20 protein-coding genes and 1 pseudogene are annotated in these 18,330 nt (G+C 40.4%); 11 read left to right on the plus strand and 10 right to left on the minus strand.

The genetic code is table 11. From position 1 onward, the window contains the following. From CV014_RS24585 to ribD, 4 genes are all read left to right on the plus strand, one after another. Positions 1-994 (plus strand): rod shape-determining protein (locus CV014_RS24585; protein ID WP_236144422.1); only part of this gene is annotated, 994 nt, incomplete at its 5' end. 97 nt (positions 995-1,091) lie between these two features. After that, positions 1,092-1,907, plus strand: a complete 816-nt coding sequence (gene mreC, locus CV014_RS24590; protein WP_236144423.1) for a rod shape-determining protein MreC — start codon at positions 1,092-1,094, stop codon at positions 1,905-1,907. 33 nt (positions 1,908-1,940) lie between these two features. Then, the gene (gene mreD / locus CV014_RS24595) at positions 1,941-2,540 is read left to right on the plus strand and encodes a rod shape-determining protein MreD (protein WP_236144436.1); all 600 of its coding nucleotides are present in this window, start codon (positions 1,941-1,943) and stop codon (positions 2,538-2,540) included. 280 nt (positions 2,541-2,820) lie between these two features. Then, positions 2,821-3,966, plus strand: coding sequence for a bifunctional diaminohydroxyphosphoribosylaminopyrimidine deaminase/5-amino-6-(5-phosphoribosylamino)uracil reductase RibD (gene ribD, locus CV014_RS24600; protein WP_236144437.1), 1,146 nt, complete (start codon positions 2,821-2,823; stop codon positions 3,964-3,966). A gap of 231 nt (positions 3,967-4,197) precedes the next feature. Here ribD and CV014_RS24605 read toward each other — a convergent pair whose 3' ends face one another. The 3 genes from CV014_RS24605 to CV014_RS24615 form a co-directional block, all read right to left on the minus strand. Next, positions 4,198-4,416, minus strand: a complete 219-nt coding sequence (locus CV014_RS24605; protein ID WP_103137613.1) for a hypothetical protein — start codon at positions 4,414-4,416, stop codon at positions 4,198-4,200. Between the two features lie 472 nt (positions 4,417-4,888). Continuing rightward, positions 4,889-5,275 (minus strand): 6-pyruvoyl trahydropterin synthase family protein, encoded by a 387-nt coding sequence (locus tag CV014_RS24610; protein WP_103137612.1) that lies wholly within the window; start codon positions 5,273-5,275, stop codon positions 4,889-4,891. Positions 5,276-5,489: 214 nt separating this feature from the next. Then, positions 5,490-6,050 (minus strand): hypothetical protein, encoded by a 561-nt coding sequence (locus CV014_RS24615; RefSeq protein ID WP_236144424.1) that lies wholly within the window; start codon positions 6,048-6,050, stop codon positions 5,490-5,492. A 266-nt stretch (positions 6,051-6,316) separates the two neighbouring features. Here CV014_RS24615 and CV014_RS24620 point away from each other — a divergent pair, with 266 nt between their 5' ends. From CV014_RS24620 to CV014_RS24635, 4 genes are all read left to right on the plus strand, one after another. After that, positions 6,317-7,315 carry an nSTAND1 domain-containing NTPase gene (locus tag CV014_RS24620; RefSeq protein ID WP_236144425.1) on the plus strand — a complete coding sequence of 333 codons (999 nt, stop codon included), beginning with the start codon at positions 6,317-6,319 and terminating at the stop codon, positions 7,313-7,315. Positions 7,316-8,453: 1,138 nt separating this feature from the next. Beyond that, a complete protein-coding gene (locus CV014_RS24625; RefSeq protein WP_236144426.1) occupies positions 8,454-10,166 on the plus strand; it encodes an AAA family ATPase in 1,713 nt (570 codons plus the stop codon). A gap of 147 nt (positions 10,167-10,313) precedes the next feature. Further along, positions 10,314-12,032, plus strand: a complete 1,719-nt coding sequence (locus CV014_RS24630) for an Rqc2 family fibronectin-binding protein (protein WP_236144427.1) — start codon at positions 10,314-10,316, stop codon at positions 12,030-12,032. Between the two features lie 31 nt (positions 12,033-12,063). Beyond that, entirely contained in the window at positions 12,064-12,390 is a 327-nt protein-coding gene (locus CV014_RS24635; protein WP_236144428.1) for a hypothetical protein, read from the plus strand. An 80-nt stretch (positions 12,391-12,470) separates the two neighbouring features. On the opposite strand, the gene CV014_RS24640 is transcribed toward CV014_RS24635, so the two are convergent. From CV014_RS24640 to psbX, 7 genes and pseudogenes are all read right to left on the minus strand, one after another. Continuing rightward, positions 12,471-13,004 (minus strand): DUF4330 domain-containing protein, encoded by a 534-nt coding sequence (locus CV014_RS24640; RefSeq protein ID WP_236144429.1) that lies wholly within the window; start codon positions 13,002-13,004, stop codon positions 12,471-12,473. Between the two features lie 36 nt (positions 13,005-13,040). Further along, positions 13,041-13,196 carry a hypothetical protein gene (locus CV014_RS24645; protein WP_236144430.1) on the minus strand — a complete coding sequence of 52 codons (156 nt, stop codon included), beginning with the start codon at positions 13,194-13,196 and terminating at the stop codon, positions 13,041-13,043. Beyond that, a pseudogene (locus CV014_RS24650) lies at positions 13,159-13,685 on the minus strand (TolB family protein). Before CV014_RS24650 ends, CV014_RS24645 begins: the two are co-directional and overlap by 38 nt. A 118-nt stretch (positions 13,686-13,803) precedes the next feature. Continuing rightward, positions 13,804-14,364 carry a TolB family protein gene (locus CV014_RS24655; RefSeq protein WP_236144431.1) on the minus strand — a complete coding sequence of 187 codons (561 nt, stop codon included), beginning with the start codon at positions 14,362-14,364 and terminating at the stop codon, positions 13,804-13,806. Between the two features lie 54 nt (positions 14,365-14,418). Further along, the gene (locus CV014_RS24660) at positions 14,419-15,336 is read right to left on the minus strand and encodes a Ycf66 family protein (RefSeq protein ID WP_236144432.1); all 918 of its coding nucleotides are present in this window, start codon (positions 15,334-15,336) and stop codon (positions 14,419-14,421) included. Between the two features lie 85 nt (positions 15,337-15,421). Further along, the gene (locus tag CV014_RS24665) at positions 15,422-16,675 is read right to left on the minus strand and encodes an RNA-guided endonuclease InsQ/TnpB family protein (RefSeq protein ID WP_236144439.1); all 1,254 of its coding nucleotides are present in this window, start codon (positions 16,673-16,675) and stop codon (positions 15,422-15,424) included. 265 nt (positions 16,676-16,940) lie between these two features. Then, positions 16,941-17,060: a photosystem II reaction center X protein gene (psbX, locus tag CV014_RS24670; RefSeq protein WP_015112477.1), complete on the minus strand. Its 120-nt coding sequence runs from the start codon at positions 17,058-17,060 to the stop codon at positions 16,941-16,943. Positions 17,061-17,327: 267 nt separating this feature from the next. Between psbX and CV014_RS24675 the strand changes: the two genes are divergently transcribed. From CV014_RS24675 to CV014_RS24685, 3 genes are all read left to right on the plus strand, one after another. Continuing rightward, positions 17,328-17,621, plus strand: coding sequence for a YggT family protein (locus CV014_RS24675; RefSeq protein ID WP_236144433.1), 294 nt, complete (start codon positions 17,328-17,330; stop codon positions 17,619-17,621). Between the two features lie 135 nt (positions 17,622-17,756). Continuing rightward, positions 17,757-18,002: a type II toxin-antitoxin system Phd/YefM family antitoxin gene (locus CV014_RS24680; protein ID WP_236144434.1), complete on the plus strand. Its 246-nt coding sequence runs from the start codon at positions 17,757-17,759 to the stop codon at positions 18,000-18,002. Next, the coding region (locus CV014_RS24685) for a type II toxin-antitoxin system VapC family toxin (RefSeq protein WP_236144435.1) at positions 17,999-18,330 on the plus strand (332 nt) is incomplete at its 3' end. The genes CV014_RS24680 and CV014_RS24685, both read left to right, overlap by 4 nt.

Genomic DNA, 18,330 nt, shown 5'->3' on the forward strand with positions numbered 1-18,330 from the left:
CGGTACAGCCAATACCCTCGTTTATGTATCAGGTAAAGGTATTGTACTGCAAGAACCTTCTGTCGTAGCGATCGATCAAAACGAAAAGGTGGCTCTTGCAGTAGGAGAAGAAGCAAAAAAAATGCTCGGACGGACACCAGGTAATGTGATTGCCTTACGGCCTTTACGTGATGGTGTAATTGCCGATTTCGACACCGCAGAGTTAATGCTGAAAAGCTTCATTCAGCGAGTCAATGAAGGTAGGTCTTTGATATTACCTCGGATTGTCATCGGTATACCTAGTGGTGTCACGGGTGTAGAAAGACGAGCTGTCATGGATGCAGCCGCGCAAGCTGGAGCTAGAGAAGTTTATCTAATCGATGAACCAGTAGCAGCAGCCATTGGTGCAGGACTTCCTGTTGCTGAACCCACTGGCAATATGATTATTGATATTGGCGGCGGAACCACAGAAGTAGCTGTACTGAGCTTGCAAGGAACCGTGTTAAGTGAATCAGTACGCATTGCCGGTGATGAATTAACCGAATCCATCATCATGTATCTCAAAAAAGTACATAACCTAGTCATTGGTGAACGGACTGCGGAAGACATTAAAATTCGCATTGGTTCTGCTTACCCCACCCATGATGATGAAAACGCCATCATGGAAGTCCGGGGTTTACACTTGCTGTCTGGTTTACCTAGAACAGTTACCATCAAAGGGCCAGAAATTCGGGAAAGTATGTTAGAACCGCTATCTGTGATTATTGAAGCGGTGAAGCGGACTTTAGAACGTACACCCCCTGAATTGGCAGCAGACATCATCGATAGAGGCATTATGCTCGCTGGTGGCGGTGCTTTACTCAAAGGGATAGACACCTTAATTAGCCACGAAACAGGAATTGTGACTCATATTGCGGCTGATCCTCTCAGCTGCGTTGTGTTAGGAACGGGACGTGTGCTAGAAAACTTCAAACAGCTAGAAAGGGTGTTCAGCGGCCGCTCTCGCAATATGTAATCAAAAAAAATTTGGATATTGGGTTCTATTTGACTGTAATTTGGGTTTTATATAAATAGAATCCAGTATCTTTTAATTTATAGAAATAGGTTTATAGATGGTTACTGTACGTCGTTGGTGGGAGCGCAAAACCCTACATTTAAGTTTAGTCGCCTTAGCTTTGGGCGGTGCTTGGATACTACGCCAAACTCAAGGAGAATTTTTACTGGAAGTATACCAAGCAATTACTCGTCCTTTGCAAATGCTGCCGGCAGGGATAAGTCCTGAAGAACGCCAAGAAGAATTACTCAAAAATGCGCGTTTTTTGGAGTTGCAAGCCAAAATTACTGAACTAGAAAATCAAAATCAAAAATTGCAAGACTTACTAGGCTACGTTCAGAAAGAGCCGGCTTCCTCACGGCCAATTCCCGCTAGGGTAATCGGACGCAGTGCAGATCATTGGTGGCAACAAGTAACCATTAACCGTGGCTCAAATGCTGGCATTCGTGAAGGTTATGTGGTCAAATCTGAAGGTGGATTAGTGGGTTTAGTGGAAAGCGTCACCCCTAACACTAGTCGCATTTTGTTAATTAGTGATATCAAAAGCCAAGTTGGTGTGACTGTTAGCCGCACTTCTGCCAAAGGCGTATTAAGGGGAGATTCTTCTGCGGAAGGGGTATTGGAATTTTATGAAAAAGTTCCAAATGTGAAAGTGGGAGATGTAGTTTCTACATCGATGTACAGTCAGAAATTCCCCGCAGGTTTTGCTGTAGGACGAATCAAATCACTAGATTTGAAAAAACTTCCCGCTTCTGTAGCTAAAGTAGAACTTTTTCCGGCTCTGAGTTCACTAGATTGGGTTGCTGTCTATCCCAACACGAAAAATTCAGAGTCAGAAACTCAGCAATCAGCGAAGACAGAAAAGAGTCAATAGTCAACAGTCAACAGTCAACAGTCACTCAAAATGGTGAAGATACCTTCATTTGGTGGTAAGTCTAAACCGCCAGAACGCCGCCGCACTAGAAGGAAAACTTTGGCGGATTTGCATCCAGCTTGGTTACAGGTAATGAATTGGGGCATTATAGTTGGCTCTGTGCTTTTATGCTTGCTGTTATTACCTACTCGCTTTCCAGGCACGGAATTATTGGGAATTGGGCCGAATTGGCTATTAATTTGGGTTGTTGCTTGGAGTGTCAAGCGGTCTTTTTGGTCAGGAACTTTAGCAGGAATTATCTTAGGTTTACTGCAAGATGCGATAACTTCACCCCATCCATCTCATGCCATTACATTGGGGTTAGTAGGATTTCTCACTGCCATACTGCAAAAGCAACGTTTTATTCAAGAAGATTTCATCTCTATTGCTTTGATTGTCTTTGTGATGGCAGTTGTATCAGAAACCTTATTTGGATTTTTACTAGGTGTAGGAAGCGATCGCATTTCCCAAGATTTCATCTGGGCATACTATCAACGCGTCACCCTAGCCTCTGCCATTCTCAGCAGCCTCTGGGCCCCTGTCTTGTATTACCCGCTTAACCTGTGGTGGGAAAAAATGAAAGTTAGTTATTAGTCATCAGTCATTAGTCATTAGTCATTAGTCATTAGTCCATAGTCAACAGTCAATAGTCTATAGTCCATAGTTTTTTCTTCCTGCTACCTTGTCTACCTTGTCTCCTTTTCCCAGTCCCCAATCCCCAATCCCCAATCCCCAATCCACAAAATCGTACTGTTTAGGTATCGCTATTCAAGCAGTTAGCGTGCAGAATATTTACAGTATTGCCCAAGATTTATGGATAACTTGCCAGTGGTTGCTCAAGGGGATGCCTCTCTATCAAATAACATTCATGATCATGAGTTTTTTAGTGCGATCGCCAAATAATTCTCATTCACAAACACCACAGTCTGTAGGTAGTGAATTTGACCAGGCGATGATGCGGCGTTGTTTGGAACTTGCCCGCCGTGCTTTAGGACGCACTTCACCAAATCCGTTAGTAGGGGCAGTAATTGTTAAAAATGGCACAATTGTTGGGGAAGGTTTTCACCCCCGTGCTGGTGAACCTCATGCAGAGGTTTTTGCTCTGAGAGCCGCCGGAGATTTAGCCCGTGGTGCTACAGTCTATGTCAGTCTCGAACCTTGTAACCACTATGGACGGACTCCCCCTTGTTCTAAAGCTTTAGTGGCGGCTGGTGTGGCTAAGGTGGTAGTAGGGATGGTTGATCCGAACCCGTTAGTAGCTGGTGGTGGAATTAACACTCTACGGGCGGCGGGAATAGAGGTTTTGGTGGGTGTAGAATCGGAAGCTTGTCAACAACTGAACGAAGGTTTTGTGCATCGCATTCTGCACAAACGCCCTCTAGGAATTTTAAAATACGCCATGACTTTAGATGGCAAAATCGCTACTAATTCCGGTCATAGTGCTTGGGTAACAAACCAAACCGCCCGTAGCGAAGTACACCAACTACGGGCTGCTTGTGATGCGGTGATTGTTGGTGGTAATACTGTGCGCCAAGATAATCCTTATCTGACTAGCCATCAAGCAGAAGCGCATAATCCCCTGCGGGTGGTAATGAGTCGTTCTCTGAATTTACCTACTGATGCTCATTTGTGGGACATCACAGAAGCACCTACTCTGGTACTCACCCAAGCCGGTGCTAACCCAGATTTCCAAAAATTCTTACAAGAAAAAGGAGTGGAGGTATTAGAGTTACCTTCTCTCACACCACAAGCAACCATAGAGTATTTATATGAACGAGGTTTTTGTAGTGTGCTGTGGGAATGTGGCGGGACTTTAGCCGCAAAAGCTATATCTGAAGGTGCAGTGCAGAAAATCTTAGCTTTTATTGCTCCCAAAATTATTGGTGGTAATCATGCGCCTACACCTGTAGGTGACTTAGGTTTAACCAATATGACAGAAGCCTTAATTTTAGAGCGTGTGCGTTGGCGTGTCGTTGACGGTGATTGTTTAGTAGAGGGTTATTTACCACAAAAACACTAACCAATGTGCAATTTTGAAGTTCGTTTTCAGCAACTCAATTGAGCGACTGGCAATTTTTTGAGAGTTGCAGTATTTAAACTATCCGATTTTTGCTGACGCAGTGATTGGATATTTTTTTCATGGGAATTATCCGAAAATCTCCAAACAGCATCCCCCCTGGGTGCAGTCTACCTCACATGATTTTCCATCAAATTCCCTTAAACTATGGACGAAATCATAGTTAATCTGTTACTATAAACACTGTCTTTCGTAAGCAATATCACGTATCAAAGATAGCCGAGATTGAATATAGTCAATCAGGCAATCGGTTTCACTCGGCTCTAATAATGCTTGGGCTGTAGTCTGGTGTGTCAACCATTGCACTAAGCTAGCATCATCCATCTGCAAAAGAGTTTTGGTGTGAGAGTTTTCAATCACAGCCCACAGTTGACGCAGAATTTTAGGAGTCATTAGACCTCAATATTTAACATTCAGCTCAGTTGTTTTCAGATTACACAATTACAGCAACAGATCACGAATTAAAGTACAAGCTGAGACAAGTATTATCAAAAACTTAATATAGAGATTTAAAACTTGATTAAGTTTAAGAATGTAGGCACCACATTCAATTATTAACAAAAGTTAAAATTAAGTGTATTGCTGTGTTGATAATGAGATGAGCAAGGAAGACGATTCAAAACACTAACACGATAATGCACATTTACTTGAAATGTACTCAGAAAAAATACTTGTTATCAGACGCTTAATAACTGATTGATTTAAGGAAATTCTAGCATTTATGTGCAGAAAATGGATAATTAGTATTATGTTGCAAATATTAAAAACTAGGGTTGTAAGGGTGTGGGTGTATCAGGGTATAGGGGAAGGAAAGGCAATATGTGCATTTCTTAATGAGAATTTTCTGAGTGAAACTCAACATTAATCAATCTTCGTACTCTACCCAACTATTAGGTGTCTCAGAAACATGGACTTTGAGTTGTGTTTCTGGTGGTAATTTCTTCTTAGTTTCATCATAGATATACTTAGCGATCATTTCCGCAGTTGTTTCGTATTCAGGAGGCATAATTTCATTAAGAACACCATGATCTAGCCCTCCTTTTGTAGAATCTTGCTTTGCCCAGCGTAAAGTTCTAAAATCGGCTACCATCACCGGATGTGGACAATATTGTGAAGCGTGTAGTTGTGTGGATGTAACTTCAATACGAACTTGATAATTATGTCCGTGCATTCGGCCGCAGGGGCCGTTGTAATCTTTAATGTAGTGAGCAGCATTAAAGGTAAATTCTGTGACAACTTTCCATTTAGGCATTTGAATACAACCTCACAATCGCTTATTAAATTAAGCACTATATTTATTTATATTATGAGAGTGAATAATCATGTATTTACACTTATTGCTTAATACTTGATTAAATTATCTAGATGATGAGTGTGTTTGTAAAGTTCATATAAGATGTATCTAGATGAACAGATATTCATGTATTAAGCTATTTTTGAGTTTGATTCACTCTCTCAAAATTACACTACTCTCCAACATCCAAGTTAAATGAGAAGTTTTGATCAACTACTCTATAACTACCCTCATATTTCATTATAGGAACATTAACACGGTGTTGTCCGGCTGCTAATTGCCATGAATCTTGGAAATTGCTGACATTGTGACAACCTGTATTAGTAGGGAAACTGCTAGAGGTGAGTAAAACATTTTGATAATTATTATTCCCATTTTTGAATAAATGTGCCTTGGCTGTTAATTTGTTGACTTTTATTTGGGGTGGTATGCAATAAGTTAAGTTTAACAATTTGATTGTGTCTCCAGTTTGTAGTGGTAGGCGATCGCTATATTTAACTTGTTGTGGTTCATCGCTGTTAATTTGAACAGTGAGATGAGCGACGCATACTTTATTGGCAAGAATGGGATGACATTCTGAATTAGTAAGATTTGATGGATTTTGAGGAATAGGATTAGTAGAAATATTTGGTTGCGGACTGGGTTTATTGATAAAAGCTACGGCTAAAGTTGTGCTAGCGGTAATCAGAGCAACTAGGATAGGATTGATAGATTTCAGTGTGGATGGTTTCATATTTAGATAACTCCAGAAATTTGTTAATTCTTATTTATTAAGTTATCTGGGTATTTCTCATTTGTCGGTATGTAGAGGTAGGAAGAATTACTGCTGCTAATTTTTCATTTAGGTAGGTGAAAGTAGGTTGGGTTGACGTAAGGAAACCCAACACCGATATCCATGTTGGGTTTCGCTTTGCCACGCCACTACGTATCTGACATTTATGCAAAAATATGCTCGATTTTGAGGTAGTATGAATAACTGCCAGTCATTTGTAGCAACTAATGAACGGAGAAGACGCATTTAATTTTATTAATAGCTTGGTTGCTTCCAAAAATGGATCTGGTTTTAGTGTTTCTGAAAAAGCTGTGTTTTTAGGAATATGGGAAGGTAAGACTTATCCTGTTATTGCTGAAGAAATCCATTTTGGGGAGCAATCTGTAAAAGAAATAGGAGGTAGGTTATTTAATAAGATTTCTGAAGTGTCTCAAGTAGAAATCAAGATTCAGAAAAATAATTTTAAAATCTCAATAGAGAAAATATATAAACAGCAATCTACACAAATTGTAACTACCCCAAAACCTACTTTACAACTTATCAACCCTTTTATTCCACAACAAGGGAGAGTAGAAGATGCACAGCTATTTTTCGGGCGGAAGCGGGAAATACAACGGATATTTGAGGTGCTGAATAGTGGTAGTAGTGTAGTTATTTTAGGGGAAGAAGGAATTGGAAAGTCTTCTCTGTTATGGGCAATTTGTCAACAAGCAGAAAATCAGCTTCAGCGTCAGCCAGTATTTCTAGATTTGAATTGGGTTCATGATGAGGAAGAATTCTACACAGCTTTGTGCTGTGAGATGGGTATCCCTGAAAGTAAGGGTTATATGCTGACTCGCAATTTACGAGATAAACGAGTGTTGCTAGCTATAGATAATGTAGGTAAGTTGAGTTGGCAAGGGTTTACTCGCCAAGTGCGGGATTATTTGCGGGGTTTAGCTGAGGGTAGTAATATACGGTTGGTTTTAGCTGCGACTGAACCTTTAGATAAGTTATTTAATGATAGTCAGGATAATGGTAAAACTTCGCCACTGGCGGGGATTTGTCAAGAGGAACATATCAAGCCGTGGGATGAAATCAGCATCCGTGATTTTATCAACAGTCGTTTAGCTATGACTTCTGTGAGTTTTGCTGAGGAAGAAATCATGCAACTGATTCAAGAAAGTGGCGGACATCCTCGCAAACTGATGCAGTCGTGTTATCGAATTTACGCATATTATATGTAGGGTATAAAATTAAATAAAGTGCTTTGATACATTGAAAAATAATACTTCTAATAAACAAAGTAAAATTGTCTTTATTATCTAATTCATAGGAAATTGATTTTTGATTTGAGTTTTTTGAAACTGTGAAAATAGAGGAGCGATAATGAGTCAAACTACTCCAATACCCCAGCTAGACCTATTATCTCAATCGAGGAGGATTCTATCGCTGTCTAATCCTTGGGATTATGTACGCCTACTATATTGGGTTTTTTTCTTTCCTCAAGCTTTACAATGTTATACAATTTGGCACACACAAAATTTACCTGAAGACTTCTTCATCCAGACAAATATAAATTGGAAATATCTTTGGAAATTATTGCCGAATAGTAGTCTTCGTCAATTATGTTTACAAAGTATAATATTAGTAATTATTCCATCCTTGATCCAAGTTTTTATTTTTAATATATTAGGGTTTAGATTAGGATATTTAAATGTATTAAAAGGTGTCGCGTTTCTATTTTTTACTTCCATATTTATTGTTTTATTACTATTTATGAGTTTATCGGATACACATCAGTCTTTTATCAAATTTTGGGACAATTGGATAAGTTGGGGACTCCCTTTATTTATTACCTTAAGTATTAATTTAAATTTGTTTTTTAATATTAGTGAACTACCATCGAAAGAAGGAACGTACAATTTGTTGGCTATTTTATTTTTTATAATACTAAGGATTATTTGGTTAACTATATCTATTAACACAGCTTTTGCAATATTACTAAATACAGTAGAATTTGAATTTTATTTAGTTTTTGGTATATTTTCCTCTTTTTTTATAATACTTATCAACTCTATAAATAGTTTTCAATATATTCCACCAGAATTTAATATTTTTACAAAAATACTATTTTCTTTATTATTATTTTTATTATCTGTAATATCTCTATGCTTAGTAATTCTACGTCCTGATGATTGGCTTTTAAGCCTATTTCTAAGACAAAATACATTTCAAAATAATGCAGCCATACAATTGCCTCACATAACCCCAATCCCTTTACCAAAATTATCTGAACAGTTACAGAAATGGTTGAACTCTAATTGGGAAGAGGGGATAATAAATGCTAAAACAATTTTTTATTCTACTTGTCAATTTATACCAGTGATAAATGCCATCAATCGTGTTTTATCAAAAACACCTTTAGAGCAAGTTGTACAGCGTATTTCTCAATTAGCTGAACCTCCTTGTAATTGGGAGTTAATCCGTTGCCTTTGTGGATACTTTTTCCCTTTATACTACTCTTTAAATACTCCTGTTTCTGCTACTGCTGCTGGTTTTTGGTTTCTGCATAAAAAAAATATTTACCAGTCAGAAAAGGCTTTTTATAATGTAAGTTCTCTAAACTATGGGTCAGAGATGTTTAATCTCACTCAAACACTTTTTGTATTTGATAAAGCTAAAAATATAAATAATATTGCTGCTCTTAAACTACCCAATTTTCCCAAACAACCTTTGTTGCGTTCAGATACTTGGAAGGCAATTGCTAGCTTACGTGGAATAGCAGAGGATATCAAGGTTATTAAAAATAGTTCATCTCGTTCCTCTAGAGCTTTTGCCTTAAGTCGTGCTATTGGAGAACTGAAAAATCTGAGAAATCAACGTGATACTTTACCTGAACTTGAACGAGACCTAATTAACACAATAGTGATCAAGTGGTCAGTTGCTTTAATGGATGTAGCTACAGAGGTTGGACAAATTCGCATCGACAATCGAGTAACTAATTCTTACATAGTTGGTGATCCCGTTCGAGGTAAGCTCTTTATTGGAAGGGAAGATGTTATTAGACAACTAAAAGAACTATGGGTAATGGGTAATCAACTCCAGTCTGTCGTTCTTTACGGTCACAGACGCATGGGTAAAACTTCAATTTTGCTGAATGCGTCTCAAAGTCTAGGCTCAGGCATACAGTTAGCTTACGTCAATTTGCTGCGTTTGGGGGATAGTCCCCAAGGTGTGGGTGAGGTGCTAATAGCAATTAGTGATGAAATTTCTCAAACAGTGAAACTTCCACCACCAAATGACGCGGATTTATTGAATCTTTCCTATAGAACTTTTGAACGCTATTTAAAACAGGTGGAAGCACAGTTAGAGACTGGGTTAATTATTGCTTTAGATGAATTCGAGAAAATTGAGGAACTGATTGAAGCGGGAAAAATACCTCCAGATTTTATGGGTTATCTGCGGGGGTTGGTGCAAATGAGTTCTAAAGTGGCTTTTGCTTTTGCTGGGTTGCACACTTTAGAGGAGATGACAGCAGATTATTTTCAACCCTTTTTCGCTAGCGTGATTCCTATTCATATCAAATTTCTGGAACGTGCAGCTACTCGCCAAATTTTAGCTAACCCAGGTGAAGATTTTCTCCTTGACTATACACCAGAAGTTTTAGAAGAAATCTATGCTTTAACGCATGGTCAGCCATATTTAGTCCAACTATTAGGGTTTCAGTTGGTGCGCCGCTACAATGACCAAGTTTTTGAGCAAGGAAGATCCCGTGACCCTGTGTTTACGGTAGATGATGTAGAGGCTGTGATTAATAATCCTGAGTTTTTCCAGCGTGGACGCTACTATTTTGATGGGGTTTGGGGTCAGGCGGCGCAAGATGTGGAGGGTCAGCAGGAGATATTAAAAGTGCTTGCACCTTATGTAGAGGGGTTGAGTTTTGATGCCTTAGCTGAGTCTACGGGGATGAGTGGTGAGGGGTTGCAAAGGGCGTTAGATACTTTAAAGCGTCATGATGTGGTTGAGGAAGTTGGGGGAGGGTGGCGAATTATGGTGGAGTTGTTCCGGCGTTGGGTTGTGCAGTGGAAGGTGTGAAAAGCTCACGCAGAGGCGCAGAGGCGCAGAAAAGATTGCAAAGAATCGACTCTACTTTGGTCTGAGGAAATGACAACAACTCAACAAAAAGATATAGCATATACTGAGCATCGACCTTAGCAGTCCCCAAGTGGACGATTGATTGTTGTGCAACCAGTAGACTTTACGACTCTGACAGCCGCTTGTAGCGAACTCCGCACACACTGGCTACCTTCACGTTTAGAGCAAGTGTATCAGCGCGATCGCTATACTATTGCTATAGCTCTCCGTACTCTCAAAACTAGAGGTTGGCTAGAAGTATCTTGGCATCCTCAAGCTGCACATATTAGCATTGGTAGTCCGCCACCACGCACTCCAGATACTTTTACCTTTAGCCAACAGTTAATACATCAGTTGGGTGGTTTAGCTTTGGTAGCCATTGAGGCGATCGCACCTTGGGAAAGGGTGATAGATTTACAATTTGCCCGTCGTCCTGGTGAGGAAGCACTATATCATCTCTATGCGGAGATTATGGGCAAATATAGCAATGTCATCCTCACGGAAGCTAATAATCTCATCATTACTGCGGCTCATCAAGTCAGTCAGCAGCAGTCTAGTGTCCGTCCCATTCAAACGGGACAAATCTATGAAACGCCACCCAAACTGACGGGAACTGTCCCTAGTTTGAGTGAATCCCCGACACGTTGGCAAGAAAGGGTGAGTTTAGTCCCAGGGGCGATAAAAAAGCAGTTACTCAAAAGTTATAGTGGTTTGAGTGCGGCTTTAGTTGAGTCGATGTTGCTGGCGGCGCATATTGCACCAGAGACTAACACTGATACTCTCAAATCAGAAGATTGGCAAAGATTGTGGGAAAAGTGGCAGTTATGGCTGCAAACTTTAAACAATGGTAATTTTCAGCCTGCTTGGACTCCCAATGGTTACACGGTGATGGGTTGGGGTGGAATTGCACCAGTTCAAGATATTCAGACGTTAATTAATGAGTATTACACAGGACAACTGAATCAGCAGATATTTACGCAATTACGCCATCAACTGAGCCAAAAGTTGAGTAATATTTTAGGTAAATTGCGGAATAAAGCGCAGACATTTAGCGATCGCCTGCAACAATCAGATCAAGCTGATGATTATCGTCAAAAGGCTGATTTATTGATGGCGCATTTACACGAATGGCAACCAGGGATGAAAACCATTACCCTGCAAGACTTTGAGACTGGTGAACCTGTAGCGATCGCCCTTCAGCCAGATAAAAACGCTGTTCAAAATGCCCAAAATCTCTACAAACAGCACCAAAAACTTAAACGCGCCCGTATTGCTGTAGAACCATTACTCAAAGATGTACAAGCAGAAATTGATTATTTAGAACAAGTTGAAGCGGCAATTTCTCAGATAGAAAATTATCAAACTGCTGAGGATTTACAAGCTTTGGAAGAAATTCGCGATGAATTAATTGGACAAAAATATTTAGAAGAATTAGATTATCGTCGTCGGAGTAATGATAGTCCCAGTATCAACTTTCGTAACTATTCCACACCGAATGGTTTTCAAGTTTTAATTGGTCGTAATAATAGCCAAAATGACCAATTAACCTTTCGCGTAGCAGGCGATTATGATTTATGGTTTCATGCACAGGAAATTCCTGGTAGTCATGTTTTATTGCGTTTAGAACCTGGTGCTGTTCCAGATACCACAGATTTACAATTCGTCGCTAACCTTGCAGCTTATTACAGTCGCGCCCGCCAAAGTGAACAAGTAGCGGTAGTTTACACCGAGCCGAAACACGTCTACAAACCCAAAGGTGCAAAACCAGGAATTGCTATTTACAAACAAGAACGGATTATTTGGGGAAAACCCCAGATGGTGGAATAATATCGGTATCATCTACTGATTGGAGATTGTCATGGTAACTCAAACCAATCCTCCGCAAAATGTGATTGATTGTTTGCAGATTATTTTAGATGCGATCGCTACGGGAAATTATGAGCTTTTTCTCAGCGTTGGTAATGCAGACTACAAAGCGGGTATTACCAAGGAAATGTTTGACTCAGTTAGTTCCCACCTTTCTCCACGGATGTCTGAGGGTTATACAACTACTTACTTTGGTCAACTTAAACAACGGGAATATCAAACCTATTTGTGGAAACTAAGTTTTGCTGATGCGGGAGATGAGTTTGTCATACGGATGGCTGTGAATGAATACAAGGTTGGTGGTATTTCGATTACCTAATGTCTTTCAATACAGCAAAAGCAAAATGTAAAAATCTTTTGCTTTTACTATATTGATATTTAGTCAAAATGCTTTAGTTTTTATTTATTCTGTAATCTCAGATCAATCACAGAAGCATTAAAGTTGTAATTAAAACCTTCTAACTCGAAAGGCATACCAATTTTCACCTTACTGTTACCTAAAACTGGCCCATCTTTGGTAACTTCTGCTTGACCTTCTAAAGTCAAAAGCATATCTGTACTAAAGTTATTTTTTCTGGGGTCGTCCAATTCTTTAACAGAACCATCTGGTTGACCAACGGTTAAAGTTCTAGGTAGCACTTTTACAGATTTAATCCCAATTTCGCCATAAGGTTGATTACGGATAATCACTTTAGTTTTACCACCGGATTTAAAACCTTGGTCAGATAACTGCTGAGGATCACGCACATTCAAACCACGAACAACTAAATCTACCTCTATCGGCGTTTTTTTCGCTCCTACTTGAGCAATTGATCCACCAGTCCCCGGAAAAACAAAAATCCCAAATATTACTAACAGAATAACTAACCCAGCAAACAGGTCAAGTATATTGATTTTGCCAAACAAGCGACCTTTGGAATCTAAAATAGCCATAATATATTCTTCCAGAGCAGATTCAAGTAATTGATTTTAGCAACAAGTTTGATAGTAGGGGCATGGGGCATGGGGCATTGGGCATTGGGCATTGGGCATTGGGCATTGGGCATTGGGGTTAAAGTTTCTTCTTGTGCCTCTGTTTCCCTGCTTGTTACCTTGGGTCTTGAGGGATATTGAGGGGTTGACCATTGCGGTCATATACAGCAATATCCCACTGTCCGTTATTACTAAATTCAAAGGCAATTGTAGTACCATCAGCATTAATTGTGGGATTACGGACTTCGGCTTGCAGATTAGCTGTTAGATTACGTGATTGGCGTGTTTCGCGGTCATAGAGAAAAATTGCCGATCGCCCCTGACGACTAGCAGCAAATACAATATAACGAGCATCTTCAGAAACGCTGGGATGAGATGCAATAGTATCAAAGGCATTTAATCCTGGTAAATCCATTAAATTACGCGTCAGAGTGTCAAATAAATAAACATCTTGACTACCCCGGCGATCGCTAGTAAACACAATATACCTTCCCGAACTTTGCGGACTAAGTTCCGATGCCAGACTATTGAGACTCCTTCCCCCAGGATCAAACGGATAATTCACCAATCGAGGATAACCAAAACACCCGTTAACAATCCCGCACAAGCAAATATAGGAATAAAAGTAATAGGTTTAGTCATTAGTCATTAGTCATTAGTCATTAGTCATTAGTGTTTTATTCCTTGTCTCCCTTGTCTCCCTTGTCTCCCTTGTCTCCCTTGTCTCCCATGCCCAATGCCCCATACCCCATGCCCATATCTACTGCGGTGGCTCAACGGTTGCACCATTGGGAATATCTAATTCAATAGTCGGCCCCCGATCTAGAACTTCAATGTCCCACTGACCACGGGCTGCGGTTTCAAACACAATATACCGTCCATCGGGGCTGATAGCCGGATTTCTGACCCAACCGCGATAAGTTGGGGTGACAACTTGTGATTGTTGTGTAGCGCGATCGTACAGTGCTACTACTGGTCTACCTTGGTCACTGGTTAAGTAAGCAATGTAACGTCCTGTGTAGCTGAGGCTGGGACTTTCGACAATTGTCTCTCGTCGGTTTAGCCCTGGCAGGGAAATGAAACTTTGTTGTCGCAAATCATACACAAGCAACTGATGAGTATTATTACGATGGGAAATGAACGCTAAAAAGCGACCATTACCACTTAAGGCTGGTTGCTCTTCTGTGTAGCGACTATTGAGGGAAGTAGGCCCAAGGGGTAAATCACCAGAGCCACAAGAGGTTAACAAACTTGTAAAACCAAAAATTAGGCTCCAATAAATTGGTTTTTGAAGCCAGAACTGAGAAGTAAATTTTTTCACCTCAGATATTTACTTGTTGCTGTCGCTTATCAGCTTACATCTATCACGGCTGATTTATAGATCATCGTAATCTGTAGATTTATCAGAGTTAGTCTCTGATTCGTCTATGGGTTTATACGGTACATAATCAGTTGGGATAGCTTCATCATCTTCTATCGGTCGGCGGGGAATACTATCAGCAGGTGGACGGCGTTTTCTGGGTCTGGTGGGCGGTGTATCCTCGTTTACTTCTGGACGCGGAGAATTGTTATTACTCCGTCGGGAATTTCTTCTGGTTTCCCTACTAGAACTTTCCCAATCATCAGTTTCTCTAGAAGAGGAAGTACCCCAATCCTCTTGATCGTATCTTTCTGTATTCCGAGACGATGGACGGGTGGAACGATTGCGGGATGGTCTATCTGTTGATTCTGGGCGATCGCTACTGCTGCGGCGATCGCGGCGTGGGGTTGGCTCATCGTAATAATCATCCCGTGAGGAGCGATCGTCCCTACCAGGACGAATGCGGGGACGTACAGGACGTTCTTCCTCTTCTTCTTCCTCTTGATACGGTAGTGGTTCATAATCGTCTTCCACTTCCGCTTCATAACCACCGCGTCTGCGCTTATAGGAATAGTCTCTGCTAACTTCCCTCTCATCTACAATCGGTGTATTGCGTTTAGCTTGTTGAGTAGCAATACTCCGTAACCGAATACTTTCAACAGCAAAAAATACCGTTGTCCCCACTAACAGCAGTTGACCAAATTGCAAAATCGGGTCTAAACGCCATCCTTGGAAAATTAAAATGAAGCCGCATAGCAAGCCTACAGCCGCAAAAAATATATCTTGATCTCTTGACAGTTCTGGACGCACAGTCCGGAGAAAATATAGTGCAGCCCCAGCTACAGCCAGGAAAATTCCTAAAAATGTGGCTGGAGTAGACCCTACATTTATCTGAGCCAGAACACTGGCTGAGTTCAGCCCAAAATTTAGCATTGTTCTTTTCCTAATATCAAATCTATGTTAACGAGCCACACTTAAAACTACTACTCTACGCAATCACAATTTGACACTCTCCGCCCTAAAAGTTCGGAGATTCTACATTCAATGACTCGCCGTTAGACAGCAGGCTTGCACCAACCGCCCAAGAGGGCAAATCTCCTGTAGCGTAAGTTCCGGTATGCCCTACCGTACTGAGTCCTCGCCTCAAAATATTGATTGCTGCATTGATATCTCTGTCTTCCACGTATCCACAATGAGGACAAACATGAGTCCTGGTAGACAAAGATTTCTTCACTTTTTCGCCACAATTAGAACAATTTTGACTTGTGTTGTGGGGAGGAACTGCAATAGTTACTTTCCCATATTTATGACCAAAATATTCTAACCATTGCCTGAAGGCATACCAACCAGCATCAGAAATTGATTTAGCTAGATGTCGATTACGTACCAAACCCTTCACATTTAAATCTTCATAGGCTACCAAATCGTTAGATTGGATGACGGAGTATGCTAGTCTCTTGCAATACTCTTTTCGCTGCCTACTTACTTTTAAATGCTTACGAGCATATCTATTTCTAGCTTTGTGGTAATTGTTTGATTGTTTTTGCTTGGCTTTTTTTTTCTCTTTGCTGAACTTCTTAGACTTTTTGCGGTTGGCACGGTTTAACTGTTTTTCTGACTGACGGTAGAACTTGGGTGAAGGTTCACTATTACCTTTGTTATCTGCAATGAAGTATTTCACTCCCAAGTCAATACCAACTACTTGATTTGTAGGTTGACTTTCTATTCTGACATCAGCGTCAATTGCAAATTGAGCATAATACCCATCAGCACGACGCACTAAACGAACACGTTTAATTTGCTTGATATCGTAATAGTTTAGGTCGTAAGTCCCTTTTAGTTTGAGAGTGCCTATACCTTTCTTATCTGAGAAGGTGATAGATTTACGAGTTTCTGAAAGTTTCCATCCAGATGATTTATATTCAACTGAACGGCAGTTTTTCTTAAATTTAGGAAAACCCTTCTTGCCCTTAATTTTCTTTTTAGAGTTAGGGCTTCGCCCCGCTACGCTAACGTAAAACCTAGCTATTGCACTCCAACAACGTTCAGCCGCAGACTGTCTTGCCATTGAGTTTAATTCATCAGCAAAGGGGAATTCAGCAGCTAATACTGCACAATATTTATTCAATGCGTACTTATCTACTTTTGCATCTTTGTTATCCATCCAGTAGCGTAAGCACTTGTTTTGAATGAATTGGCTAGTACGAATTGCTTCATCTATTGCCTGATATTGCCCTTCTTTCCCTTTAACCTTAAACTCGTAAACAATCATGGGTATCGACCAATTAACCACGTATTTATGCTAACACGAAAAGCATAAAGCTGTCCTAGAAGCGATGCACTGAGTGCTACACTGAGCTTGTCGAAGTGGACGGGGTTTTAAACCCGAATTTTCGATAATATTTAAGCTTCAAAGCAACTAGCGAAGAAGCTCTGAAGCTATTTACCGCATCTTAAGAAAAGTTTAAGTCTGTCAGTTAGTTGACTAAGCTGACAGACAAATATACCCAAGAGAGTTGAAGTAACTCTCCCTCAAACTATGAACGTTGGATTTTATCTTTTTGGCTGATAAAAATTAAACCAACTGTGGCAGGGATAACAACGATCGCAGTACCCCAAGCCAGACTCCAAAGAAAGTTTGCTAAAGATGGTGTCATGGATCTCAACCTTTTTTTACACTCTTCATCATAATTCTAATAGTGTATTACTTCCTTGAGAAGCCTGTACATCTGATGTGGCAACCCCAAGACTACACCCCACCAAAGTTAAACACTGTCTTGAGTGTAGTTGCTTTTCGTCACGCGCTCATAAGTAGTAGCATTTGGTTAAAATTTAGATAGAAAAAGCTTTACAAAGCTTAAAATTTAATTATCTCCGCTTTCAGTTTTCTGTTTGTCCATCAAATCGTAGCTCGGATCAATTCCATGACGGCTGTTAACCTAACTGTTTGGATTCTTGGCCCTATCTTGGGGTTAATGACGTTTCTCTTCATTTTCCGCATCATTCTGACTTGGTATCCCCAAGTTGATTTGAATCGGTTGCCTTTCAATCTCATCGCTTGGCCTACCGAGCCATTTTTAATCCCATCGCGAAAAATTATCCCACCGATCGGCGGAGTTGACATCACCCCCATCATTTGGGTAGGTATCTTAAGCTTGGTGAGAGAAATTCTCTTAGGTCAGCAAGGATTGATTACTATGATGTCTCGTGTTAGTTAGGGCATGGGGAATGGGGCATTGGTTGTCAGAATATCCCTAGAGGCGATCGCTAAATTATGGTTCTTGCTGGAGTTGCTGTTGCCCAATTACCACAATTAAACTAAACTTAGTTTATAGACTAAGTTTCATATCAACATGGAAACTGTCAATATCCATCAAGCTAAAACGAATCTTTCGCGTCTGTTGTCTCGCGTGGAACTTGGGGAAGAGATTATTATTTCTAACCGAGGTGTTCCCATTGCCAAGTTAGTTCCGTTTCATACCTCATCCAATCGGCGAGCTAGTTTAGGAATGGATCGAGGGCGTTTTATCGTACCAGAAGACTTTGATGCTCCTTTGCCGGAAGAAATATTAGCAGCTTTTGAAGGTGGTGAAAAGTGAAGCTGTTGTTTGATACTCAGTGCTGGTTGTGGTGGTTTACCCAACCGGAGAGATTGAGTGAGAAGACAATTGCACACATTGCTGATGAAACCAACGAATTGTGGTTTTCCGTTGCTAGTATCTGGGAAATGGGTATAAAAGTTGCGATTGGAAAGTTGCCACTACCAGAACCACTAGATAGCTACATCTCTAACCGTATGGGGCAGTTGGGTGTGCGATCGCTAGAAATCACAGCGATTCATGCTTTACAAGCGGCTACTTTGCCCTTACATCACCGAGATCCTTTCGACAGAATATTGATTGCACAGGCACAGTTGGAAAACATGAC

Source organism: Nostoc sp. CMAA1605 (assembly GCF_021596505.1).
In the GTDB taxonomy this organism is placed as follows: domain Bacteria; phylum Cyanobacteriota; class Cyanobacteriia; order Cyanobacteriales; family Nostocaceae; genus Trichormus.